The sequence below is a fragment of the Mobiluncus porci genome, from assembly GCF_009695935.1.
Classification (GTDB): domain Bacteria; phylum Actinomycetota; class Actinomycetes; order Actinomycetales; family Actinomycetaceae; genus Mobiluncus; species Mobiluncus porci.
The window spans coordinates 1-25355 of the sequence record NZ_VUMY01000010.1 but is presented as its reverse complement, the minus strand read 5'-3'; the positions used below and the strand labels follow the sequence as shown (position 1 = coordinate 25355).

Here is a 25355-nt window from a genome sequence, read left to right as displayed (position 1 = left end):
TTAAGCCGATAAAATCACAGTATGCGCTACATTCCTGATATCCTCGGCCCCGGTTTTGAGTCCACTCGTCTCCAAAGAGAACCCGATGAATTTTCCGAGCGCAGCGCCACCGTGGTTCGCTATCTTCCGAGCGAAGATCCCAAAGCGACACTGCCGGATCGGGTGGTTCCAGGTAACCTCCGTACCGGTGGTGCCCCCAAAACTGGCTCTTTCACAGTGCTTCCCCCGCAAGCGAGCCCCCAACAAGCCGCGGAGCTCGACTGCTATTACACAAGGCTCGGCTCGGCTCGCCGCGCGACGGCGCCACAGCCGGTGGTAAAGCCTCTCGATGAAACCCAGCAAAGCGACGTAACGGCATTGCGAGACTATCTTGGCGCGGAGTTGCGAGGACAAGACCTTAGTGTTGCCGACTCGTGGTCTGATAGCGCCCCGCAAAACCCGAAGTTCATCGTAGTTTATCTGCACGGCTGGAATGATTACTTCTACCAAACCCATTTGGCGCGTTCTCTCACCCAGCTCGGCGCCGCCTTCTACGCCCTTGACCTCCACCGTTACGGTCGTAACCTGCCAGACTGGAAGGGTGGAAAGGTCTGGAATGGTTACACGGAGAACTTTGAGGAATATGATCCGGAGATTGATTGGGCAGTGGCCACCGCGCGAGAGGAACACCCCGGGCTTCCGGTCCTGGTGATGGGCCACTCCAACGGCGGTGGCATCGTAGCCGGTTGGGCAGCGCGCCACCACGATTCATTCGACGGTCTCATCTTCAACTCTCCGTGGCTGGTTCAAGATATCAGCATGATTCCCGCCGGTAAGGCAGTGCGTTGGTTTATCGCTAATAAAGCTCAGCATCTGCGGATTCCCATGCCCCAGGGAAACCTCACAACCTACGCGGATTCTTTGGCCGGATACCGAGCTATCCGCTCTCCCCTGCCGCGGCGGCTGATTCCTTTCCAAAATGATCCCTCCGTCGTGGGATGGGTAGAGAATCCCCAGTGGCGAATTCTCACCGGTCTTCCCACGCTTTTAGGCTGGGTTTCTACGGTGTTGCGAAACCATCGCTGGCTGCGTGAATCCGCGACTTTCCCCGCCAAACCGGTGCTGTGTCTGACGGGCAATCACGAGCTGGATCCCTTCTATCTTCCGGAGGTGGAGCGCGTTGACTCTCTCCTGGCGGAGCAGTGGAAACGGGAAGGGAGGACTCCACTGCACCGGCGCCTGGAACAGAATGGCCTGCGTATAGAACGGAGCCTTCATAAGTTTACTCACGCCGACCAGCCAGACGAACCAGAGGCGGGGTATCGTTCCGCCCTGCTGGGATGGACCGAGGCTGCACGCCATACCGATACCATCTTGAACGGGGAGTTGATTGAACAACGCGCTAAGGAACTCTTCGGAGACAATCTGACAGTGCGACAGATGTCGGGCTACCATGACTTGACGTTGTCACAACCGCTCGAGCGCGCCGCATTTTTCGCGGAAATTTCCGACTGGCTTGCCCACTCTGAAATTATCCCCAAATAACCTTATTACCTGGGATTATATCCTTATTTATTCAAGAAGAATTCCTTAAATTCCCGACAGGGGGCAGCCAACGCAATGTAGGCGTTGCCCCTCACTGAGCCCTGCCAGGTTCACCCCGGGAGAGCAAGCACCACTGGCGCAATTGGCGATATCTCCCTGGTTTCCAGTCCCACCTGGTCCTGCGAGAAGCCCCGAGCGCTGCAAGTGTTCCAGCAAGAGCTCGCCATGTTCCATCTGGAGTCCGCTTGCTGCCAGCGCCCGACTAAATGTCGCGCCCTGCCGAAGCGACTCAATAAACGCACTCGATCTAGATCCCACTTTTACACTCATAAGCCTATTACCTGCACAGATATCCTTATTTTCATTTCAGTGAACCCTAGACGAAGAGCTTTCCAATCTGGAAAACTGTTACTGCCAACACCCATGCCACCGCGAGCTGTCCTCCGACTGCAGCCAAGGTTCGACGCCATCCAAGCTGGCGCTTCTGTTCAGCCACGGTCGCGAGACACGGAGTGTAGGTGAGCACGAACAGGAGAAAAGCGAAGGCAGCAACTGGAGCCGCGCTTGCAGATCCAGCCGACTTTTCAAAAGTAGTTTGCACCAGTTCCCGCATTGTCGGTGTTGCTTCCCCCGAGCCCTCAGCCGCCTCGACATCGGACTCGGTTACGTCAGCGTTGGTGTAGGTGGCTGCCAGGGCCCCCAGCATGGTTTCTTTCGCGACGAATCCGGTCACTAAGGAACCGGTCAGGTGCCAATCGCCGAAGCCGGCGGGAACAAAAACCGTCGCCATCGCGGAGGCCACCACCCCGTAAGCGGACTCATTTGCTGGAAGTGAGTCACCAAAGCGGCCCTCTCCCGCTACCGGAGTCACCATCAAAGCCCAGATGACCACAGTCATTACGACAATCACTTTCCCTGCGCCCTTCAAAAACGCCCAGGTCCGCGAAGCCGCGGAGCGAGCCAAGACCCAGGCTCGCGGCGCCTGGTAGGCGGGTAGAACCAGCAGTAGCGGGGCGCCTTTCTGGCCTTTCATGAAGATGGGGCGCAGCGCAAGGCCCCCGAGAATGACCATCACGATTGAGAGGAAATACATGAGCCAAACGACTTCTGTCGCGTGCTCAGCAAAAAACACTTGGGCAATGAACAGGTAGACGATTAGGCGAGCCGAACAGGTGATGTAGGGGGTCAAGACCACGGCCATCATGCGGGACCGCGAGTCCGGCACGGTACGTAGCGCCGCCAAGGTCGGCAAGTTACATCCAAAGCCCACGATGAACGGCATAATCACCCGTCCGTCCAGGCCAATAGTGCGCATCAATCGGTCTCCCAGGAAGGCCACCCGCGCCATATAACCGCTGTCCTCCATCACCGCAATGGCCGCGAACATCACAATCATGAGGGGCGAGAAACTGACCACCACTCCGACCCCTGTGAGCAGACCATCAACGAGGATTCCTTGCAGGATTCCCCCTTCCCAGCCCAGCGCAGTCAGCACTGCCACCAGTCCGTCTGCCAGGGAAGGCGCGTGGAACAGAACCACGTCCTGACCGGGAATTCCAATGTCAGTAAAGGGGATCTTCAATAACGCGGCCGGCACGGTGAAATCCCAGCCTCCGACCGCATCAAACAAGCCTTCCAGGGGATCTTGAAAAACTGCCGCGAAAGTATTGGCCAGCCAAAACACCAGGTACATCGCCAACATGAAGACGAACGTTCCCGCCAGCGGATTCAATAAAATGCGGTCGACTTTATCGGAAGCCGACAGCGCCGGCACCTCGATTTTCTCCTCTTGGAGACCGGTTTCGATTTTCTCAATCCAGTCGAAAATCATCGCCGCCCGATCCGCCTCGTCTACTTCGCCTTCCACCAGGGTCGGTAGGGTTCGATTCGAGGGAGAATTCGGCTGGCAATTGGTACCTCCGCAAGGATGCGTCGTCTCATTCTCAGCACTCTCCGCCTCAAAAACCGCAGTCTGCGAGGCTTGGGCTAACGCGTATCCGGCTTGATTAAACCCGGGAGCGGTCTTATCCCACGGCAGGCCAGCGAGGTAGGAAGGATTCGCGAGACTGTTTTCGATCATGCGCTCTACCGCATCCAACCCCTGTCCGGTGCGGGCATTTGCTGACGTCACCGGCACCCCCAGCAAACATGACAGTTGATCCACGTCGATGGCCTCGCCGCGTTTTTCTGCCACGTCCTGCATGCTCAGAACTACTGCCACGGGGAGACCCGTTTGCCCCACTTGAGCCAAGAGATAAAGAGAGCGAGACAAGGCGGTGGCATCGAGAATTACGACAACCAGGTCAACCCCTCCGTCTTGCAATCCTGCGTCTGTGAGCGAGCCCGGTACCCCCGCGAGGGTTTCGACCGCCACGGCCTCATCGGGAGAATTTGGAATCAAGGAATAGGTTCCCGGGGTGTCAATCAGCCGGATGCCTAGGTTCCGATTAAATCCCGAAAAGATTTCTACGGTTGTTCCCGGAGCGTTAATCACCGACTGGTGCAAACCCGTCAAATCGTTAAACAGCGAGGATTTTCCAACATTCGGGTTACCCACCAGGACAACATTGGTGGTGTCGTGTAGCAGACGTTCCCGATTAAGGACCGAGGTCTCCGACAGCCTTCCCTCGACATTCGTCGGCGCAGTGGTCTGCATCGCGCGAGATTTTCTCTTGATGGCGGTGAATTTAACGTTTCCGGATTTCGGTTGCGGATTACATTTGGGGCAACTCATAGCAGTTCCTTACACGTTTGCGGCGATACGTTCAGAGTTTGGGTTCTGTTCAGCAAAAGCTTTCTCAAAGCGGCTCGGTAGAACTCCCATGTCAGTCGCGATTTGCTTGGCACGATTCTCCGCTTCCGGCCCCAGTTTGTGCGCGTACTGGATACAGGGACGCACCTGGGCCGAGCGTGCAAAACCGCGGTCAACCGCCAAGCGGGTGCCGTGGACAAACAAGACCCGCCCTCCGAAAGCGGCTTTTTGCGTAACAGTGAACCTCGTCCCCACCCTCAGGCCGAGCTCCTTTACTCGCGTTTGATGCTTAATCTCACAACCCATATCAACCATGATCATGGGTACTCCAACAGGGCATTCACTTAACCTCATAAAGTTAGGCTAACCTAACTTACCTCCCCTTGTCAATCAAATTCCAGAAAAAACTTCCTGCCTAGTTTCCCCTCCGGGTTACTAGGCAGGAAGTCAGGCACAAAACCGCTTTCAAAAGCGGTTGTTTCCGATTCTCAACGCCAAATACTAGCGCCCAATGTAGCCGGCATCGGCGTAAACCGGCGTAGAGGTGATGTAGGAAGCCGCATCAGACAGCAGCCACAATGCCGCGTGGGCAATCTCGCGAGGCTGACCGAAACGGTTCAACAAGGAGAGCTGCGGAGCGTAGTCCTCCGGCTTGACTCCCATCTTTTCCAAAGCCTCGTGGAGCATCGGGGTGTCGATTGTTCCCGGGGCTACAGTGTTAATCCGAATCTCAAATTGCCCGTTTTCCAAAGCAGCCGCCTTGGTGAGCCCCACCACGCCGTGTTTAGCGGAGACATAGGCCGGGTTGTTGGGCTGGGGACGGAAGCCAGAAACCGAGGAGGTGTTCACAATCGAGCCGCCGTTGCCCTGTGCTTTCATCTGGCGGATTTCATATTTCATGCAAAGTGCTACGCCTTTGAGGTCCACGGACATGAGGCGGTCCCAGTAGTCCTCATCGAAATCCACCAAGGGAGCATTGTCGGGAGCCATCGCCGCGTTGTTGAAGGCACAGTCCAAGCGCCCGTAGGTTTTCACGGTTTCGTTCACCATGTTCTGCACCGACTCGAAATCGGACACATCGACCTTTACCGCGATAGCCTCGTTGCCGGCTTTCTTGATTTCCTGCTACGTTTTTTCCTATATAAGACTTAAGTCCCACGCAAAGGAAACCCGTTTCGTGAGGACCCCCACTGCTGCGGTCCGGTACATGCAAAAGCGGTGGCACTGGTCGAAACTAATGCCACCGCTTTAGTGACTAAGCGTTGTAGACGCTGTGATCTTAGGCGGTCTTGTCCAAACCGTCAGTCGCAGAATCATCCCACGCCTTCTCCTCCACGGCGGCGCGACCCGCTTCGAGGCGAGCCACCGGCACGCGGAACGGCGAGCAGGACACGTAGTTCAAGCCCACGCGGTGGAAGAAGTGAATCGAAATCGGATCGCCGCCGTGTTCCCCGCAGACGCCCATGGGCATCTCCGGCTTGGTGGAACGACCGCGCTTCACGCCCTCGGCCACCACGCGCCCCACACCGTGGGTGTCGATGGACTCGAAAGGCGAAACGCCGAAGATACCGGCCTCGATGTACTGGGGGAAGAACACACCTTCGACATCGTCACGGCTAAAGCCCCAGGTGGTCTGGGTCAAGTCGTTGGTTCCGAAGCTGAAGAAGTCGGCTTCCTTGGCGATGGTTTCAGCCGTCATCGCTGCGCGCGGCAGCTCAATCATGCAGCCCACCGGAATGTCGAACTTCACGCCGAACTTTTCCTGAGTCGTCTTGATGACGTCCTCGGCTTCGTCACGCACAATCTGGAGCTCACGAATGGAACCGATGAGCGGCACCATAATCTCCGGTTGCGGATCCATTCCATCGGCCTTCAACTCGCAGGCGGCCTCAACCAAGGCGCGCATCTGCATCTTGAACAGGCCGGGAAGGTAAATCCCCAAGCGCACGCCGCGCAGGCCCAGCATCGGGTTGGCCTCGTGCATCCGACGCACGGCTGCCAGCATGTGCAAGTCGGCTTCCGAAGGAGTCTCGCCCTTAGCGCGCGTGACCGCATCCTTCACTTCCAAAGTCACCAAATCGGGAAGGAACTCATGCAGCGGCGGGTCGATGAGACGCACCGTCATGTGCTTTCCGTCCATAATCTTGAGCATCTCTTTGAAGTCGCCCTTTTGCAGCGGCTCCAGCGCATCCAGCGCATCCTGTCGCTCCTTCGAGCCCTCCGGAGAGAGAATCAAACGCTCCACGTAGGGGCGGCGATCGCCGAGGAACATGTGTTCGGTACGGCACAGGCCGATGCCTTCCGCCCCGAATTCCAGCGCCCGCTGAGTGTCGGTCGGGGTATCAGCGTTGGTGCGCACCAAGAGCTTCCGGACTCGATCCGCATGGGTCATGATGCGATCCACCGAACGGATGAGATCCTTGTCATCGTCATTGTCCGCGGCCGCGAGTCCGGCGTCCAGACCCTGTGCGAGGTAAGTCGTCACCGGAGAGTCCTTCACCGGAACCGCCCCGAGGAAGATCTCGCCAGTTCCGCCGTCGATGGAGATTTCCGTGCCTTCTTCGAGCACCTGGTCTCCCACCGTCATAGTCCGGGCAGCCTGATCAACCACGATGGTTTCCGCGCCCACCACGGCGGTCTTACCCATGCCACGCGCCACCACGGCCGCATGGGAGGTCTTCCCACCGCGGGAGGTCAGAACGCCAGCAGCGGCCACCATACCGCGCAGGTCGTCGGGGTTGGTCTCTCGGCGTACCAAGATACAAGGTACTCCCGCATTGGCCGAGGCTTCCGCCGCATCATTGTCGAAGACAATCTTGCCGACCGCAGCGCCCGGCGAGGCCGGCATACCCTTGGTGAAGGGCTGGGGCTTAGAAGCATCATCAAACATCGGGAACATGAGGTTTTGCAACTGTTCGCCAGTGACGCGGGTCAAAGCCTCGTCGGTCGTAATCAGACCTTCATCAACCAGCTGGGTCGCGATCCGGAAGGCAGCCGCCGCGGTACGTTTCCCGACACGAACCTGGAGCATCCAGAGCTTCCCGCGTTCAATCGTGAACTCCAGGTCGCACATGTCCTGGTAGTGGGTCTCGAGGCGACGCATGATTTCGATGAGTTCGTCGTAGGACTTCTTGTCGTGGCGCTCGAGGTCTTTCAGGGTTTCCGTGTTGCGGATGCCGGCCACGACGTCCTCGCCTTGGGCGTTCATCAAGATGTCGCCGTAAACACCGGGACGTCCCGTGGAGGGGTCGCGGGTAAAGGAAACGCCGGTTCCGGAGTCGTCACCCATATTGCCGAACACCATCGTCACGATGTTTACTGCGGTGCCGAGGTTGTGGGGAATCCGCTCGCGGCGGCGATAAATCTGGGCGCGTTCGGAGTTCCAGGAACGGAAAACGGCCTCAATCGCCATGTCGAGCTGCACCCGCGGTTCTTGGGGGAAAGGCTTACCGGTTTCTGTGGCGACGATTTCCTTGAACTGGGCGGTAAGTTCCTTCAAGTCGGAAGTGTTCAAATCGGTGTCCAACTTCACGCCGCGAATCTTCTTCATATTGTCCAAAGCGTCGGAGAAGAGGTCGCCATCAATATCCTGGACGGTCTTTCCGAACATCTGGATGAGACGACGGTAGGAGTCCCAGGCGAAACGATCGTTGTTGGCAATCTTTGCCAGTCCTTCCACGGATTTGTCGTTCAAACCCACGTTCAAAACGGTTTCCATCATCCCCGGCATGGAGAATTTGGCGCCCGAACGCACGGAAACCAACAGCGGGTCATCAGCCGCGCCGAGTTGGCGCCCTACCGCGTCCTCGACTTCACGCAAAGCCTTGGTGACCTGGACTGTCATCTCTTCAGGTACTTTGTTGTCTTTCAAATAGGCCCGACAGGCATCGGTCGTAATGGTGAATCCGGGGGGAACCGGCAGCCCGAGTTTGTTCATTTCGGCGAGGTTTGCGCCCTTGCCACCCAAAAGATCCTTCTGGTCTTTGTTGCCTTCCTCAAAGCGGTAAACATACTTCGGCATAGATTAAGCCTCCAAAATTGCTCGTGATTTATGCGCAAAACGCGCCGTATCCATCCTAACAATAAATCCTCTTTGGAACCCACCCGCAGGATACGGCGGCGCCGTCATTAAAATCTTACTCGTGGAAGTTATCAGCATGCGCGTGGGCGAATCCCGGGGGTTCCAATTGAATGGTGGTGTGCATCAGCGCCACGGCGTGGTGTTCACGCAGACAGTTCTCCACATTCTGCAAGACCTCCACGCTGTGTCCATCAAAAAAACATTCCTCTGGTAGAACGAGATGAGCGCTGAATACCGGCATGCCACTGGAAACGGTAGCAGCGTGTACATCGTGAACGCCGATAATGTGTGGAGTGGTCTGCAGATGAGACCGCACGGCTTCCAAATCGAGTCCTTTCGGGGTGAATCCCATCAAAATTCGCGTAGACGTCTTCAAGATGGCCAGTGCCCTGGGCACGATGAGAACGGCTATCCCCAGACTGGCAATCGCGTCTGCCTGGTACCAACCTGTAGCGCTGATGACTATGGCGGATACTATGACCGCTAGCGAGCCCAGCGCATCATTGAATACCTCCAGAAAGGCTGCGCGGAGGTTCAGATTCTTGTCCCGGGACCCGGACAGAACTGCCAGACTCAGACAGTTGCCAATTAACCCGATGATTCCCACTAACAACAGCCCTTGGCCTTGAACCTGCTCGGGACTAATCAGGCGTCTAATGGCTTCCACCACGGCATAGCCACCGACCCCAATCAGCACCAGCGCTTGGAATGCCGCGGCGAGTACTTCCGCTCGAGCCCATCCCCAGGTGCGCCGGCTGGTCGCGGGCAGAGTGCTTAGTTTAGCCGCTACTAGTGCTGCGATTAATCCGCATAAATCCGTAAAGACGTGTCCCAAATCCACTACTACAGCCAAGCTGGAAGTCAGGACTGCCCCAACAATCTCCACGACAAAAACCGTGACGGTTACGGCGAGTGCGAACCAGAGTCGAGAGGCACCGGCGTTAGTGGTATGCGAATGATCATGTGGCATAGCGTTCCTATCTTAACTCTTGGGGCGAACTGCTTTATTCAGTTTAGGGGAAATCTTCCATCCCACCGCAAGATTTCGATTCTCCCAAAAATCGCGATATACGCCCGCGGTTCCGATGAGATCCTTATGGCTGCCAATTTGGCTTATCTGGCCGTGTTCGTTTAAAACTACGATCTGATCAGCTTGGGTAATCGTGTGCAGCTTGTGCGCTATCACCAGTACAGTCGCCTGTTGGCGTAGGACGTTGAAGGCAGGTATAAGATTGGCTTCATTTTCAGCATCCAGCGCTGAGCTCGCCTCGTCGAATAGCACAATCGGGGCTTTCTTGAGAATGGCTCGCGCCACCGAGACGCGTTGTCTTTCCCCGCCGGAGAGTGCCGTGCCTCCTTCTCCGACCTGAGTGTCCCAGCCATCGGGCAACCGGTTGACTATTTCGCTAACTCCTGCCAGCTCGGCGGCTTGCTTGACTTCCTCCGCGCTGGCTTGAGGGTTACCGAGGCTGACATTCGCCGCTAAGGTGTCATTAAATAGGTACACGTCTTGGAAAACCATGGAAATCTGACTCATTAAATCAGCAGTCGTGAGCTGACGCACATCTACGCCGCCTACTCGCACACTGCCCGAGTCTACATCCCAGAAACGGCAGATCAATCTCGCAATAGTAGTTTTCCCCGACCCGGACGGTCCTACCAGTGCGGTCATAGTACGCGGCGGAATGCTAAACGATACCCGATCAAGAATTTGACGAGAATCCTGATAGGAGAAATTCACATCCCGTAGTTCCACCTGTTGGGGTTGGGACAGCGTGAGAGATTTCTCGGGCTCCGGCAATGGCTGAGAATCCAGTACTTCACCAATAGTGGCCATCGTAGGACCCGTTTCCAGTAAGCCGACCCGCGCGTCAGCCACCGCCGTTAAGTACTGTACCAACTGCAGACTTATCCCAATAACCGCAATAAACTCCAGGGGGTTCAACTGGCCACTGAGCACCTGCCCAGCTGCCAAAACTATCATCAGCACGCAGATGATTTGAGCGGCCATTCCCCCGAGCAGGTTCGCGACCACATCCAGCCACAGGGCTCGCAGCGAACGTTGGCGATTGGCAGCAATAGCGCCGTCGAGCTGCGGATAGCTAATACGGTCGCAGGAACGCAGGACGGGCTGACAGGAGGCAAATTCTACAATTCTGTTGGATAGCTCGACTGCGGCCGGTTCTTTATACGCACTGGTGGCGGCATTCAGGAAGGTCAGCGCCCACATCACAACGGCATAGCCAACCAGACAAATCGCAAAAAGAAGTCCCAGTTGGGGGTACCAAAGAATGAAACCAGTCAGCAATGTCAGCAGGGTAACCACCGAGACGCTGATAGAAGTGGTCATGTGAGCGGTCAAGTTACCTAACTCGTTAACCGTGGATGCCCCCAGACGGGATAGTTTACCAACTACCCCAGTCGCAAACCATCCCAGTGGCAGTTTCGCTAACTGATCCCCGATGAGTCGGTGCGCGCTTCGCATGACAGCAAAGGCGCTTTGATAGCTGGACAAGTCGCGGAAGAAAATACTCACGGCTCCCAGCACCGCTACTCCCAGGAGCACCCACAGCCAACCGGTCGTGTCTAACCCGCCCGCGCTCTTTCCGGTAGACCAACCGGTAGCTAATTGAATCAGCGCCAGCAACCCCAAACCCTGGGCTATGCCGCTGATGATTCGCCCACACCACATGGTCACCTTCATGCCTAGATTCGTATCCGTGTCGATTCTGCGACTCTCACGGATAATATCAACAGCTCGCATTTTCCTAGTCACTGCTGTGCCTCCTCAGCGTTGGCACCGGATGCTTCCCACAGCCGGCGGTAGAGTTCATTAGCTTTCAGCTCTCGATGGCTACCGCTTGCCACCAGCTTGCCCCGATCCAACAGGGCAATCTGGTCTACGTTTTGTACCGAACTCGGTCTGTGATCAATCACAATCACGGTTCGCCCCATTGTGAGCTGGTTGATGGCCGCTTGAATCTGTGCTTCACATTCTGGGTCAACCATAGCGGCGGCCTCATCAAGAATCAGAATGGGGGCATCCAACACCAGTGCCCGTGCCACGGAGATTCGCTGCTGCTGTCCGCCAGAGGGCTTCATGCCTTCACCAATCACCGAGTCATAGCCTTTCGGTAATGCCATAATTTCCTCGTGAATCTGCGCCTGCTGCGCGGCTTTCACGATTTCAGCCTCGGTGGCCTCCGGCCGGGCCAGAGCAATGTTCTCGCGAACGGTGGCTTTCAAGAGTTGCACGTCCTGCAGCACGAAGCTCACCCGGCTGTACAGGTCTTTTCGACTGAGATCCTTCAAGTCAACCCCGCCGATTGTCACGCTGCCCTCATCGGGGTCGAGGAACCTCGCGGCCAGCTTCGCTAGGGTGGATTTCCCCGCGCCGGAAGGTCCCATCAAAGCGGTAGTCGTGCCTTGGGGACATCGTAACGATACGTTTTGTAACGCTTTGGTTTCTCCATAGCTAACCGATACTGCCTTGAACTCGACGCTGGCATCTACTGGTTGAGCTGCAGATTTATTCGGTGCAGGAAGCTCGGAGAGCGCAATCAGGTCAGTAATACGCTTCGCGGCGGAGCCAGCCAATTGATAATTCCACATCATCTGCGCGACGAGATTAATCGAATCCGGCAACGCTATGGCAATGAGTCCGGCGGCGATGACCTCCACGGGGGTAACCCAACCGTTTTGCACCATCCAACCGCCCACGGCTCCCACCAGTAGCACTATGACCGGGGTCGATACCAAGGCAGCAGTCAAAGAAGCCGCCCGCACCATGGGTCGGTTCCATTCCTCCATAAAATCGCAGGCCTCGGAGGCAGACTGAGCGTATCTCTGGTGCGCTTTCCCGGTGATTCCAAAGGTTTTTACTACTTGGATTCCTTTGATGAACTCGATCATTGCCGCAGAAACCTGGTCGAGTTTATTATCCAACTCCACAGTTTTGGTATCCATCCCCCGCATCATCATGCCATAGATAACCATGTAGACCGCCACCGGGAAAATCACTAGGATTCCCAGGCGCCAGTCGATAATAAATGCGTAGATGGAGCAGAACAGGGGCAGCAACGCCGCCATCAGGGAATCAACTGGCCGGTGCGCGACCAGCATATGGAGGCTTTTCACGTCATCTTGCAGTACTTTTCTCACGTGTCCCGAGGTGTTTTCCCCAAACCAAGTCAAGAGGGCTTTTGCCAAACGGTCAATCATCCGCTGCTGAATACTTGCTGCCAGGCGGATATCAGCAATATGCGTCACCAACAGACCGATGAGATATGCCAGCAGCCCCCCGCAGAAGGTTCCGATTAACAGGAAAATCCAGTTTTGGATGGCACCGCGGTTTATGTCGGTGTTGGCAGCCAAAGACCCCATTAATTCATTGCCGATTCCAACCAAGGCCACGTATGGAAACACTCTCAGTGCTGCGGAAATGACCGCCATCACCCGCCCCAACCACAGAGCGGAGCTGACCGGGGAGAGCAGGTCGTGCAAAGCCGCCTGGTTTATTTTACTTTCCGCCTTAGCGTCTGTTTCATTGCGGGTAGAGGCGGCTCCACCAGATGCCAGATCCGGCTGGTTTTCTTCCGCGTTAGCAGCGTCTGGTGCTTTGACTGTGGGAATTGTATCTAGGACGTTTTTAGATGTCACGGGTTTTTCCTCCTGGTGTTCGGTGGTTTACACTCAAATCCTGAATTTGGTCATATCCGACCTTGTCGAATGGTTCCAGCTGTAAATGCCGGTCAGCAACCTCATTAATGAACTCCAAATCATGGCTGATAACCAAGACACTTTTTCCTCTGCCAGCCAAACGGCGAATCAGGGAGCTGATGGACATAAGATGCCCGTAGTCCACTCCGGAGGTGGGTTCATCAAATACATACAGCTGAGCATCACTGGCTACCGCATTGGCAATCACCAAACGCTGTTTTTGACCTCCGGAGAGCGTCATGGGGTGGCGCTGCTCCAAACCTTTTAGACCGAGTTCTTCCAGCAGTGCCTCGATTTGCTCCCGTGGCATCTCCCCATTGCCGAGACTAACCTCCTGCGCAACAGTTTCAGCGAAAAGCTGGCGATTCACGTCTTGCATCACGAGCGCGCTGCGTTTTTGCCGCTCCGCGCAGTCACAAACTTTGCCTTGAAACTTGATTTCCGTGTTCTTTTGCGGTTTCGCCAGCCCCACCAAGGTTCTCGCCAGGGTGGTTTTTCCCGCTCCATTCGGCCCGGTCAAGGCGACTACTGACCCCGCAGCTAAACATAACTCCTCAATTCCCAACACCTGACGTTTTCCGTAGCTAAACCGCAGGTTCCTCACTTCCACTCCAGGAGCCGTTACCGCGGGGGCGACCATCTCGGAGGCAGCGTGACGAAGCTGTGGCTGGGGTTTAGTCAGCGTACGCAGTCCGAGTTCGCGACGCTTCATTTCCGGAATTGCGAAGAACTCATCTCCGCGGAGCTGGTAGGTGATTCTCCCCTCTCGCATAATCACGGTCCAGTCGGTGATCTTATTCAAGGGGTAGACCCGGTGTTCGGCCACAATCAACGTCCACCCCGCGGTTTTCAATCTTTGCAGCACAGCGGTAAATAGGTCGATGGCAGCGGGGGAAAGGTTGGAGGTGGGCTCATCCAATAGCAGGATTTTTTGCGGCCCCACCATCGCGGCAGCACAAGCCACCAGCTGTGATTCTCCGCCGGAAAGCCCCTGCAAACTGCGGTTCATCAACGGTCTAATCCCCCAGGTGTTGATGGCGGCAGCCACGTATTGAGCCGTAGTTTCTGGAGCTTCACCGGCGTTTTCACTCGCAAAAGCCAGTTCTTCTAAAACGTTCGCGGTGAAAAACTGCGAGCGGGGGTTTTGGAAAACCATTCCGGCAGTTTGACCCAAACGTTGAATATCGGTGCTGGCAGTGTCTAGACCTCCCAGCAAGGTTCTCCCGGAAAGGTCTCCTTCATAAAGCTCAGGGATCAGCCCGTTCAAGAGTTTCAGCACAGTAGATTTCCCCGAACCTGACGATCCGGTAATCAGAGTACAGGAACCGGGTGAAAAATCTATGGTGAGATTACTGACACCGGTGTCAGCCGGAATATTGTCGTCCGTTTCTCGCAGGTACTTAAAAGAAACGTCTCTAAGTGAGGTGGTCATTTGAAGCCGCCTGTGAGGAAGGTAATCTGGCTAAGCGCTGGAGCCGCGGCCAATATCCCGGATACGGCAATAAACCAGCATAGATCCAAATAGTTAAACCGCAAACGCTTTAGGGTGCGGGGACGCATTTTCGATCCCAGTCCTCGCACCATCCCTGCGGCAGTCATTTCGTCAGCTATCCGAGCACAGGATGACAGCAGCGGAACGAGAATAAATTCCAGATATCGCAGTGGATGCCACAGCGCTCTCCATCCCATTTGCAGACCTCGCAGCGCCATAGCTTCATGCACCGCCTGATATTCCCGCAGCGAGACGGGAATAAAACGCAGCAGCACCGTAATTGGAACGGTGAGAGCTATGGGGACGCGCAGCTGACGCAGTCCGGCAGTGAGTTCTCCTGGCACAATATTTTTGATTGCGTAGGCGGCCATTCCCACCGCCGCGTGTAATTTGAGCATCCAGTAACCGACAGTCAGAAGGAAAATGGTGAAACCGTTCACCCACAGGACAGGAATAACCACCACCATCAGTACTAAAACTATTCCCCACCCCAAGTAGGCGAGTGCCCAGGCATATGCCCGACTCAACACCAGCGACACCAAAGCCAGCGCCATAACCACCAATGTCACATTCACTCCGCATCGGGACATAACCAGCGCATTAAGCACCAAGACCACTAGCAGTATTGTTCGCGGATCGGGCCGCAATCGTTTACGGCTTGCCGCCAGAACCTCAGCACCAGTAAGAGTATCCAGAGCGAGGATTTCCCGGTCATCGGTTTTGACTGGCGTTGCAAGGGTAGTCATGATTTGGCTACTCCAGATTTTTCAAAGTGCCGAGTCAAAATGGAGTTACCGAAAACACCGCCTATTAGACCTATCAGGAAAACTAATCCTCCCCAGCCCACAATCATCCACGGAGACAGGAACCATTTCATGGCATCAGCGTAAGCGGTTCCCATAGACTGCACGATGTAGTCGTAATACCCCTTGGCATCTACGAATACTGGGAACCACGGTGTCACGTACCACAGCGAGAAGATAGCATAACCGAGAATCCTGCAGATCCTGCTGCCCTGGGAAAAAAGGAAATCTCCGGCCAGACCCAATATCGCGGCGCAGAGGACAACTACCCAGGGGTGACCGGTCAGCATCATGGCTGCCCCCACAATCAGTCCCAGAATAGCGAGGGAGCCTAGTTTCGGGACGCGTGACTTGAACAGGCAAATCACAACTCCGTTTGCAATGATTCCAAGCGCGTAGCCCACAAACATCATGGGTGGGTTGATAATACCCAGCATCCCCGTAGCAAACACCAGGACGAAGTAGATGGCTGCAAACACGCCAATGTTGATGAAATCTTTGGTTTTCATGGGTGAATCCCTCCGGTTCCCTCTCTGAATTATTTAGTAGGTTAGGCTTACCTAATTAATATATCTGCGATGTCTGCGTAAATCAATCTGCCGGAGCCACAAGCGGAGTTCCGGGAATGGTTCCTTTCGCAGCAATCCGCGACCGCACCAGCTGAATTGTCCACAGCAGCAGAAAAGCCGTTCCCTGCAATGCCACGACCGTTGCTCCCGAAGCTGTATCGAACCAGTAGGAGAAATAGCTCCCTAAAATGACACAGCTCACTGAGAATAGTGGCGCAATACACAGCATCTTGCTGAAGCTATTAGTAATGAGGCGCGCAAAGGCTCCCGGTGTAATCACCAGCGCCACAATCAACATGGCACCTACTGCCTGCATCGCCACCACAACCGTCAGGGAAAGCGCCACAATCAGCGTTAAACCGAGCCGGCGCGGATCTATGCCAATCGTGTAGGCGTGTACCTTGTCAAAAGCATAGAGCGTCAGGTCGCGACGTTTGTACAGCAGAATTCCCAACGCAACCGGACTGATGAGGAAAACTTGCATCATGTCGAAGCGGGTAATCCCCAGCATGTCGCCAAAAAGGATGTGGTGCAAGTCGATTTGACTCGGAAAGAGGCTGATGAGAACCACACCGATTGAGAACAGGGTCGTGAAAGCCACGCCGATGGCAGTATCTTCTTTAATCTTCCCTTTCCCGCGCATGAACCAGATCAAACCGGCCATCGTCAATGCTGCTACTAATGCACCAATCGAAAACGGAGCTCCCACGAGATAGGCTATGACAATCCCGGGCAATACCGCATGAGAAAGCGCATCTCCCAACAGCGACCAGCCGATGAGAATCATCCAACAGGACAGCACCGCGCAGACGATAGCAGCCACACCGGTAACCAGGATACCTCGCACCATAAAACTTTGAGTCCACATTTCGACAAAAATGTCGTAGCAAGAACCGGAAAACAATTCGGGACGCGAGTATATTTCTATCATTTCGTTTCACTTCCCATCTCCACCCGGGCACCAAAGGCTTCTGCCAGCCGCAGCGGTTCCAGGGATTCCTTTACTCCACCGTGGAAAAGCACGCGCCGATTCAACAAGGCCACTTCATCGCAAAAATATTCCAGCGAGGAAAGATCGTGAGTAGAAACAACAATTGTATTCGTTTTGATGAACCCGTAGTCAGACGTTCCCGCAGTTGGATGCGCCAACTCTCGCAAGAGACTCATAATGGCTTTTTCCGAAACCTTATCTACTCCCGCAAAAGGTTCGTCCAGCAGCAGCACCCGAGCTCCCTGTGCCAGCGCACGGGCAATAAAGACACGTTTACGCTGACCTCCCGACAGCTGCCCAATTTGACGCTGTTTCAAATCGGTGATTTCCATGAGTTCCAGCGCAGTTTCAACCGCTGCGCGATCCTCGGCCGCGACTCGTCTGCTCGACCCCATATGACCATAGCGTCCCATCATGACAACGTCTTGGACACTAATGGGGAAATCCCAATCTATTTCCTGGCTTTGCGGAACATAACCAATAAGGCCTGCCTTTCGGGCTAAAGCAGCTTGCTTTCCCAGAATCTCAATTGTTCCAGATTGCTGCGGCAGACCGCGAGTAATGGCTTTGAACAAAGTGGATTTCCCCGCTCCGTTCATACCAACCAGCCCGCAAATCCGCGATGCCTTGACACACAGGTTCGCATCTTGCAGGGCACGGTTGGTTCCGTAACTGACATTCAAATTATGAATCTTCAAAACGGGAAGGTCGTTCTCTGCCTCTGACTGCGAGCTGAGCCTTTGCCGCTGGTCCGGTTTTGATTTCTCGCAATTATCTGAAGACTCGTCGTCCGAGGACAGTCCTTTTACGGAATTTTTGTGTTCAGTTTCCCGGGGTTCAACACCGCTCATTTGGCAGCTTCCCCAGTCAGACCCGTGGTGATGAGATTGGCATCGTATTGGAGCAGTTCCAGATAGCTAGGCACGGGGCCATCCGGTTCGGACAAGGAGTCAACAAAAAGCTCCCCACCATATTTAACCCCGGTGGACTCCACTACCGGCTGCATCTTATCTCCCACTGTGGATTCACAGAAGACAGCCGGGACTTGGTTTTCACTAACGTATTGCTCGACTTTCGCCATCCGTGACGGAGTAAGCGCACCTTCGGCATTCACAGCCCAAAGATAGAGCTCATTGAGTCCGTAATCGCGAGTTAAGTAGGAAAAAGCTCCTTCGCAGGTAACCAAGGTGCGCTTAGCTTCCGGGAGCGTGCGGAGTTCCTCGGAAATTTTATCGCCAATCTCGGTGATTTTCTGGGCATAGCTATCCGCATTAGCCTTGTAATCTTGACAGTTCTCCGCATCTAGTTCACAGAAGGCTTTTGCCATATTTTTGACGTAAATTGAACCGTTTTTAGGGCTCATCCAGGCGTGAGGATTGGGCTTTCCCCGATAGTCGCCCTCTTGGATATCTATAGGTTCGACTCCCGCGGAAACCGTAATCGGTTTAGCATCCAGCTCCGCGGAGAATTTCTCAAACCATCTCTCCAGTCCCAGGCCATTATTGAGAATTAGTTTCGCCCCTTGAGCGGATTTAATGTCTGACGGCGTAGGCTGGTAGTCATGGATTTCTGCACCAATTTTGGTGATGGAACGCACTTCCAGGTGATCACCAGCGACTTCTTGCGCCATGTCCTGCAGCACGGTGAAGGTGGTGAGGACCACCGGCTTTTCTCCCTTGGATGCAGCAGAGGTGCTCTTGTTTTCGTTACCCCCGTTTGCTCCGGTGCAGGCCGCCAGTGCTAGCACCGCCAAGGACACGGCGAGGACGGATAAAGCTTTTTTTCTAGTCTTTTTTATCATGAAATTAACTTAGGTTAGGCTAACCTAAGTTGTCAAATTCTATTGAACTATCGGAATTATCTGTAGTCTCGTATCGAGCGAGAGTTATGAACCAACCCTCATCAGCCACGATATCAAAAGGAACGCTACTTTGAATCCGCGACCGCCAGCACCGTCCAGATTTTACCTTGTGTGTCTGTCAGTTGGTACACGGGCATCGAAACAATCGCGCCGTCCTTCTGTTTCACCGGAGCATTGGTCAGTTTGGCATCAACAAGCTCAATCTTCCCCGTAATCTTCACGGTGGCCTTGCCGGAAGGATCGAACACATCCAACGGACCGTAAGCCGGATTGTTTAGGCGATTCACGGCTTCCTTTTCGGAGATGACCTGGTAGTCGCCAAGCTTGGTTTCCTTTCCAAGATTGGCCCGAATCGAAGCCAGCCCTTGCGAAGAAACCACCGCTCTCCAGGTTTGAGCCTGGGCTTGACCTGGCATCTTCACCGGAACGTCAACGGTTGTCAGACCGTCTTTCTGAGACACCCCCGCCTGGGAACTCACCACTGTGGCTCCGAGAGAACTCGCCACCTTAGCGACCTCTGCCAACGCTTTCTCGGTGGAAGGTGCTTCTCCGGCCACTTTCATGACGCAGTCCGTCGGTTTCGGAGAGGGAGACTGGGTGGATTGCACTTCCACTTTGTCACTCACAGTCGGCTCTGGAGTTTCACCGGCAGAATTCGTTGAACCAGAAGTGGAATCCGAATTCACCGTTGCGGAATACACCCAGACGTGAAGTTCGCCAATCTCCACTACCGAACCAGACTGAGACTCCGCGGGAGAATAGTTATAGACCTGCGGTTCGCTGGGCACGCTCATTTCTCCGGCAGTCTCGGTAGGAGTCGTGCGGGGAGAAGGAACCCCGGGACGAACCGCCGGAGGCACCGATTCCGTGGGAGTCTCGGTGGGGGTCGCCACCGGAGGCTTAGTAGTCGGAGTCGGGTCGCTAGGCGGGAGCTCGATTTGGCTCGGTGCTTCAGACGGGGCCGGGCTCGGAGTGGCGCTTGGCGCGGTGCTCGGAGAAGACGTCGCTGGAGACGGGGTCTTCGTCTGGTTCGGATTCGGCAAAGCCACATTGCCGTCACCGGGATTCACCGGCACACACACCATGTGAACGGCTGAGGGATTATTGAACGACAAGGAGGTCAGCTCCCCAACCGTAACAGTCAACGTCGCACCGGAAGAATCCTTCACGGTGTATCCAGAGCCGCTCTTTTGAACCGGTCCCCTCATTCCCAATGATTGGGCTACTTTTTGGACCTCGCCGGAAGAAACGGCCTTCCCCTTGGTGACGCGGTAAGCCGGAGCCTTAGTGGCTTGAGAAGAGAATTCTTTCGCGGCCACAAAGTCCACTGCACCGACTTCGGAGAGGCGCTCCTCGGCTCCGGGGACTGCCAAACTCGCGCCTGAGGCTTGTAACCGCGGCTGGGAGCTTCCCGGGCCGGTAGTTCCGGGAGTCACCGGTCCCTCGCCATCGGATTGGGGGAACAAGGTGGCCCAACCGGTGAAACCGACAACTGCCGCGGCCGCGGCGGCGCTCAAACCAATCAGCCAGTTGCGGCGTAGCGGATTTGCTTGACGATGGGCCTCAAGAGAGATGACGTTGTCCGACTTGGCGTCCGCTGGAATCTCTGGAGAATCAAGAGGTTCCACGACGGCGGGCACTTCCGCATCAAAGGCAAGTCCTTCGGCGCTCATCAAGGCAGCCACCTTGGCCCGCATCGCGCTGAGGTCAACTTCCAGATTCTGGGCAGGATCGAGCGCGCGCAGGGCATCTAGCCCGTTCACGTTGCGCTCGCGGTTTTCCACGATCCTGTCCTTTCTTCTGCTTTCAAAACTCTCGCTTTGAAGGCGCTACCAATATTTTTGACTAAGTTTTGGGAGGTCGAAACCGTCCTCAGACCCGGCGCGATTTCGACCTTGCACTAGTTATCTGTAACGAGTCGGGCATTTCTTACAGGCGAGGTTTCTAAGTATTTTTCGCAATGGCTTCCTCCAAACGTTTTCGAGTCCGAGACAGTGCCGCATCGGCTGCATTGCGTGAAATCCCCAGGTAATCGGCCAAGCTTTGTCCGGTAAGTCCCTCCCAAGCCACGGCGAGGATAATGTCGCGGTCGCGTTCAGATAGTTCCGCAAGCGCGGCTTGCATCCCGTGATCTTTGACTACAAGCGTTGCCGGATCGTTGGAATCCAGAGAATCCAGAGTTTCTTGAGAATCACCCATGGGAAGAGATTTCTTCTTGCGGAACCAGTTTGCCAAAGTCAAACCGGCCGTCTTATAGAGCCAGGGCAGTTCCGCACCGTCAGGAACCTCGTCTTTCTTTCTCCACATCACTGTGAAAGTCTCCGCAGCCAAGTCTTCGGCTTCCGCATAGGCGCCGCGACGATGGAGGAAACGGACAATCGCCGTCCCATGCGCAGCGAAAATCCGCTCAAACCACTGTTCATCGTGGGCAGCGGCGGACATGTTAGCAGTCTCCTTTAGACGTTCGTTGTCAAAAGTGTCTTCTAAGAATATACCCCGCGAGCAAATATCTTCTTAAAAATGAGTCATGGGGACGTACTTTTTGACTCATTTTCCTCAATAAAATGAGTCAAAAAGCACGTCCCCATGACTCATTTGTTAACTGCCAGAGGACTGCCCGGCTTTTTCCGCTTCCTCTTGGGCGGCGAGTTCCGCCTCCCGAATTGTCGCGGCGGTCACGTCTTCCAGCCGATGCCGCTTCGAGGCGCGCCCCTCGGGGAGGCCTTCCTCTCCGGTGAACTTGAAGACCGCGCCCTCATCAAACTCCCAATCGGTGCCGTTGACTTTATCTTCCGACTCATGCTTGATGTAAATCGGTTCGACGTCCACCGTGACAGTTTGCCCTTCATGAAGCTCGCTAAACAGAATCTTCTCCGACAGCACGTCCTCAATCTCACGCTGCACCGCGCGGCGCAAGGGGCGCGCACCCAGCGTCTGGTCAAAGCCCTTGTGAGCCAGCAAAGCCCGCGCTTGCGGAGTCAACTTGATGGCCATGCCCTGTTCGAGCATCCGGTCATCGAGCTTCGCCACCATGAGGTCAACAATCTTCAGAATCTCGTCCTTCTGGAGCTGCGGGAAGACCACGACTTCATCCACACGGTTCAAGAACTCGGGACGGAAGTGCTGTTTCAGCTCCTCTTGGACTTTGCCCTTCATCCGCTGGTAGTCCGTGGCGAGTTCGCCCGAAGCCTGGAAACCAGTCAAGACACCCTTGTTGATTTCGCGAGTCCCGAGGTTCGTCGTCATGATGATGATGGTGTTCTTGAAGTCGACCAGTCGTCCCTGTGAGTCCGTCAAGTGGCCCTCCTCCAACACCTGCAGAAGGCTGTTGAAGATATCCGGATGGGCCTTTTCAACCTCATCAAACAGTACGACACTGAAGGGCTTGCGGCGCACCTTTTCGGTCAACTGCCCGCCCTCGTCGTAGCCGACATATCCCGGAGGGGAACCGAACAAACGCGAGGCGGTGTGTTTCTCGGAGAACTCAGACATGTCAAGCTGAATGAGCGCATCCTCATCCCCAAAGAGGAACTCTGCCAGGGCCTTTGCGAGCTCAGTCTTACCCACACCGGTCGGGCCAGCAAAGATGAAGGAGCCACCGGGACGCTTCGGATCTTTCAAGCCCGCTCGGGTACGGCGAATCGACTGCGCCACAGCGTTGACGGCCTCGTCTTGACCAATAATGCGCTTGTGAAGCTCCTCTTCCATCCGGAGCAACTTCGAGGACTCCGCTTGGGTCAGTTTGAAGACCGGAATTCCGGTAGCCATCGCGAGGACTTCAGCAATTTGTTCGGAGTCCACTACGGATTGGGACTTGTCCTCGCCCTGACGCCACTCGGATTCCTTCGCAGCGCGCTCTTCTGTGAGGGTCTTTTCCTCATCGCGAAGATTCGCAGCCTTTTCGAAGTCCTGGGCGTCAATCGCGGCTTCCTTCTCACGACGGGTTTTCGCGATCTTGTCGTCCACTTCTTTAAGCTCTGGTGGCGCGGTCATTCGCTTAATGCGCAAACGCGCCCCCGCTTCGTCAATGAGGTCAATGGCCTTATCAGGGAGGAACCGATCCGAAATATAGCGATCCGCGAGTTGCGCCGCGGCCGCCACCGCCGCGTCGGTAATCATGACGCGGTGGTGAGCCTCGTAGCGGTCCCGCAGGCCTTTGAGGATAGCCACGGTTTCTTCCACGCTCGGTTCTTCCACTTTCACGGGTTGGAAACGGCGTTCTAGCGCAGAGTCTTTCTCGATGTATTTACGGTATTCATCAAGGGTCGTCGCGCCAATCGTCTGGAGCTCACCGCGAGCCAGCATCGGTTTCAGAATGGAGGCAGCATCAATCGCTCCCTCAGCCGCACCGGCCCCAACGAGGGTGTGGATTTCATCAATAAACAGGATAATATCCCCGCGAGTCCGGATTTCTTTCAAGACTTTCTTCAAGCGTTCCTCGAAGTCACCGCGGTAGCGGGAACCGGCGACGAGCGCTCCCATATCTAGGGAATACAGTTGTTTGTCTTTCAGGGTTTCCGGGACATCCCCGCGGACAATCGCTTGCGCCAAGCCCTCGACAACTGCCGTCTTTCCAACCCCGGGTTCGCCTACCAAAACCGGATTGTTCTTGGTGCGGCGAGAGAGAATCTGCATGACGCGCTCCATCTCTTTAGTCCGCCCAATCACCGGATCCAGTTTGTTTTCGCTGGCAGCCTGGGTGAGGTTGCGCCCGAACTGGTCCAAGAGCGCAGAGTTGCCGCCACGAGGATTATCGGGGCGACCGCCGCCAACCCCGACGGCCTCACGGCCGCCCTGCTGAGGGTTGCCTCCTTGGTAGCCGGAGAGAAGCTCAATCACGGTTTGTCGCACCGTATTGAGATCCGCTCCCAGGTTCACCAGCACCTGCGCCGCCACACCGTCGCCCTCGCGAAGCAGACCCAGCAAGATGTGTTCCGTGCCGATGTAGTTGTGACCCAATTGCAGGGCTTCCCGCATCGAGTACTCCAGCACCTTGCGGGCGCGCGGGGTGAAAGGAATATGTCCGGTCGTGGGCTGTTCCCCTTCCCCAATAATCTCGATGACTTGGGCGCGAACTGCCTCGAGGGAAATCCCCATAGTTTCTAGGGCGCGGGCCGCAATGCCGTCTCCCTCGTGAATGAGACCGAGCAGGAGATGCTCGGTTCCGATGTAGTTTTGGTTTAGCCGGCGCGCCTCATCTTGCGCCAACACCACGACGCGACGGGCTCGGTCAGTAAATCTTTCGAACATGGACACTCCTTGTTTTTCTACTCTTTAATAACTTTAAGCCACCCTCCTCCAGAACGCCCGCCTTGTTCACTACTGGCTAATCAAAATGAGTCATGGGGACGTGCTTTTTGACTCATTTTTCGCCTACGAAAGACCGCCAACAGCACGTCCCCACTAAACGGAGCAGCTACTCAATCATGCAGTTCTCCAAAGTAACCCAAAATTCAGTCTAATCCTCTAGCGTCTTGCTTACCACGTATTGCACTCTTTAAACAAGAAGCCGGGGTGACAATCTCGGTTTTCGGCCAACTCGATTCCCACGTACCCCGCAAGGTTGTGAACACAATATCTGCCCTTATTTGAAGGCGTTTGAGACATTTCTTTAATTCCGCACGCTTTTGACAAGTTTAGTGTGGTTTGATAAATTCATCTAAAATAGTTCAAACGACATCTATGAGGTAGACATGGCACGTAGAAAAAGAAGACGTGGCGAATCGAGCATTTACCACGTATACGCGCGTGGTCACGGCAAGCAATACCTGTTCACTGAAGATAAGGACAGATACTACTTCCTCAAACTTTTACGCGAGAGCAAGGCAACAAACGAGGTGGAGGTCTTGGCATACTGCCTCATGGACAACCATTTTCACCTGATGATTAGAGACAAGAAGTTTCTTGTGAGCAAATTTATGAAGCAGATAGAAGAGAATTTTGCCCACTATTTCAACAAAAAGAATGATTGTGTTGGTTATGTTTTCCAGGGGCGTTTCAAGAGCAAGCCGGTTGACACCGAGGGGTATTTATACGAGGTTTTCCCCTATATTCTGCGCAATCCAGAGGATGCCAATATCGCCAGGCACGACCAATACCGCTGGAGTAGTTACGGCGAATATGTGTCCTCAGCGCACATTCCTGACTCACCAAGCGATGTCACTGACACGGACTTCATGCTGAAGATCTATGGCGGACCAGCAAAGCTAGCCGCAGCTGTGGCAAACCCGTCCCGGACTAAAAACCACGTGGAATTCAATATCAACAACAGATTCACCGATGCTCAAGCAACCGAAGTAATCACGCAAATATTGAAGGTGGAATCCACAACCGGCCTTCAAGGCATCTCAAGATCTCAGCGAGACAAGATACTTTCAGAGATAAAAGCCGCACATGTACCTGTAAACCAAATTTCACGACTGACGGGAATCAGTCGCAATATTGTCCAGAGAGCCAAAAAATGAGTCATGGGGACGTGGGGTTTTTGGGGTTTTGCAAACACAAAATATTGGAAAAAGAAAGACCCCCCAACGGTGGTGGTTTAGTAGGTGGGGGGGTTTTGG

General features: G+C 55.0%; 19 protein-coding genes. 2 read left to right on the top strand and 17 right to left on the bottom strand.

Features of this window, described 5'->3' with window-relative positions; translation table 11 throughout:
• Window positions 1-21 precede the first annotated feature (21 nt).
• Complete coding sequence (locus tag FYJ63_RS06465; RefSeq protein WP_154544956.1) at window positions 22-1524, top strand: alpha/beta hydrolase; 1503 nt, start codon at window positions 22-24, stop codon at window positions 1522-1524.
• Between the two features lie 45 nt (window positions 1525-1569).
• On the opposite strand, the gene FYJ63_RS06460 is transcribed toward FYJ63_RS06465, so the two are convergent.
• The 17 genes from FYJ63_RS06460 to FYJ63_RS06380 all read right to left on the bottom strand — a co-directional run bounded on the left by FYJ63_RS06460 (window position 1570) and on the right by FYJ63_RS06380 (window position 24042).
• Window positions 1570-1854, bottom strand: coding sequence for a hypothetical protein (locus tag FYJ63_RS06460; protein ID WP_154544954.1), 285 nt, complete (start codon window positions 1852-1854; stop codon window positions 1570-1572).
• Between the two features lie 46 nt (window positions 1855-1900).
• Window positions 1901-4258, bottom strand: a complete 2358-nt coding sequence (gene feoB / locus FYJ63_RS06455; RefSeq protein ID WP_229770026.1) for a ferrous iron transport protein B — start codon at window positions 4256-4258, stop codon at window positions 1901-1903.
• Between the two features lie 9 nt (window positions 4259-4267).
• Window positions 4268-4630, bottom strand: a complete 363-nt coding sequence (locus FYJ63_RS06450; RefSeq protein ID WP_154544952.1) for a FeoA family protein — start codon at window positions 4628-4630, stop codon at window positions 4268-4270.
• A 147-nt stretch (window positions 4631-4777) separates the two neighbouring features.
• Window positions 4778-5395: an SDR family NAD(P)-dependent oxidoreductase gene (locus tag FYJ63_RS06445; RefSeq protein ID WP_338106864.1), complete on the bottom strand. Its 618-nt coding sequence runs from the start codon at window positions 5393-5395 to the stop codon at window positions 4778-4780.
• A gap of 160 nt (window positions 5396-5555) precedes the next feature.
• Window positions 5556-8297: a pyruvate, phosphate dikinase gene (gene ppdK / locus FYJ63_RS06440; protein ID WP_154544950.1), complete on the bottom strand. Its 2742-nt coding sequence runs from the start codon at window positions 8295-8297 to the stop codon at window positions 5556-5558.
• 115 nt (window positions 8298-8412) lie between these two features.
• Window positions 8413-9327: a cation diffusion facilitator family transporter gene (locus FYJ63_RS06435; protein ID WP_154544948.1), complete on the bottom strand. Its 915-nt coding sequence runs from the start codon at window positions 9325-9327 to the stop codon at window positions 8413-8415.
• A gap of 12 nt (window positions 9328-9339) precedes the next feature.
• The gene (locus FYJ63_RS06430) at window positions 9340-11133 is read right to left on the bottom strand and encodes an ABC transporter ATP-binding protein (RefSeq protein WP_321066554.1); all 1794 of its coding nucleotides are present in this window, start codon (window positions 11131-11133) and stop codon (window positions 9340-9342) included.
• The gene (locus tag FYJ63_RS06425; RefSeq protein ID WP_338106857.1) at window positions 11130-13016 is read right to left on the bottom strand and encodes an ABC transporter ATP-binding protein; all 1887 of its coding nucleotides are present in this window, start codon (window positions 13014-13016) and stop codon (window positions 11130-11132) included. Before FYJ63_RS06425 ends, FYJ63_RS06430 begins: the two co-directional genes overlap by 4 nt.
• Window positions 13006-14508, bottom strand: a complete 1503-nt coding sequence (locus FYJ63_RS06420; protein WP_154544946.1) for an ABC transporter ATP-binding protein — start codon at window positions 14506-14508, stop codon at window positions 13006-13008. Before FYJ63_RS06420 ends, FYJ63_RS06425 begins: the two co-directional genes overlap by 11 nt.
• On the bottom strand, window positions 14505-15314 hold the full coding sequence (locus FYJ63_RS06415) for an energy-coupling factor transporter transmembrane component T (protein ID WP_154544944.1): 810 nt from the start codon (window positions 15312-15314) through the stop codon (window positions 14505-14507). Before FYJ63_RS06415 ends, FYJ63_RS06420 begins: the two co-directional genes overlap by 4 nt.
• Complete coding sequence (locus tag FYJ63_RS06410) at window positions 15311-15880, bottom strand: MptD family putative ECF transporter S component (protein WP_154544942.1); 570 nt, start codon at window positions 15878-15880, stop codon at window positions 15311-15313. The genes FYJ63_RS06415 and FYJ63_RS06410 overlap by 4 nt, the downstream gene beginning before the upstream one ends.
• Before the next feature lie 82 nt (window positions 15881-15962).
• On the bottom strand, window positions 15963-16871 hold the full coding sequence (locus FYJ63_RS06405; RefSeq protein WP_154544940.1) for a metal ABC transporter permease: 909 nt from the start codon (window positions 16869-16871) through the stop codon (window positions 15963-15965).
• Window positions 16868-17782, bottom strand: a complete 915-nt coding sequence (locus tag FYJ63_RS06400) for a metal ABC transporter ATP-binding protein (RefSeq protein ID WP_154544938.1) — start codon at window positions 17780-17782, stop codon at window positions 16868-16870. Before FYJ63_RS06400 ends, FYJ63_RS06405 begins: the two co-directional genes overlap by 4 nt.
• Entirely contained in the window at window positions 17779-18732 is a 954-nt protein-coding gene (locus FYJ63_RS06395; protein WP_154544936.1) for a metal ABC transporter substrate-binding protein, read from the bottom strand. The genes FYJ63_RS06400 and FYJ63_RS06395 overlap by 4 nt, the downstream gene beginning before the upstream one ends.
• A 125-nt stretch (window positions 18733-18857) precedes the next feature.
• On the bottom strand, window positions 18858-20576 hold the full coding sequence (locus FYJ63_RS06390) for a hypothetical protein (RefSeq protein ID WP_277028138.1): 1719 nt from the start codon (window positions 20574-20576) through the stop codon (window positions 18858-18860).
• A 160-nt stretch (window positions 20577-20736) separates the two neighbouring features.
• Window positions 20737-21234 carry an RNA polymerase sigma factor gene (locus FYJ63_RS06385; RefSeq protein WP_154544934.1) on the bottom strand — a complete coding sequence of 166 codons (498 nt, stop codon included), beginning with the start codon at window positions 21232-21234 and terminating at the stop codon, window positions 20737-20739.
• A 156-nt stretch (window positions 21235-21390) separates the two neighbouring features.
• The gene (locus FYJ63_RS06380; RefSeq protein ID WP_154544932.1) at window positions 21391-24042 is read right to left on the bottom strand and encodes an ATP-dependent Clp protease ATP-binding subunit; all 2652 of its coding nucleotides are present in this window, start codon (window positions 24040-24042) and stop codon (window positions 21391-21393) included.
• 443 nt (window positions 24043-24485) lie between these two features.
• On the opposite strand from FYJ63_RS06380, the gene FYJ63_RS06375 reads away from it, so the two are divergent.
• Window positions 24486-25256, top strand: a complete 771-nt coding sequence (locus tag FYJ63_RS06375) for a transposase (protein ID WP_154544930.1) — start codon at window positions 24486-24488, stop codon at window positions 25254-25256.
• The last annotated feature ends 99 nt before the right edge of the window (window positions 25257-25355 follow it).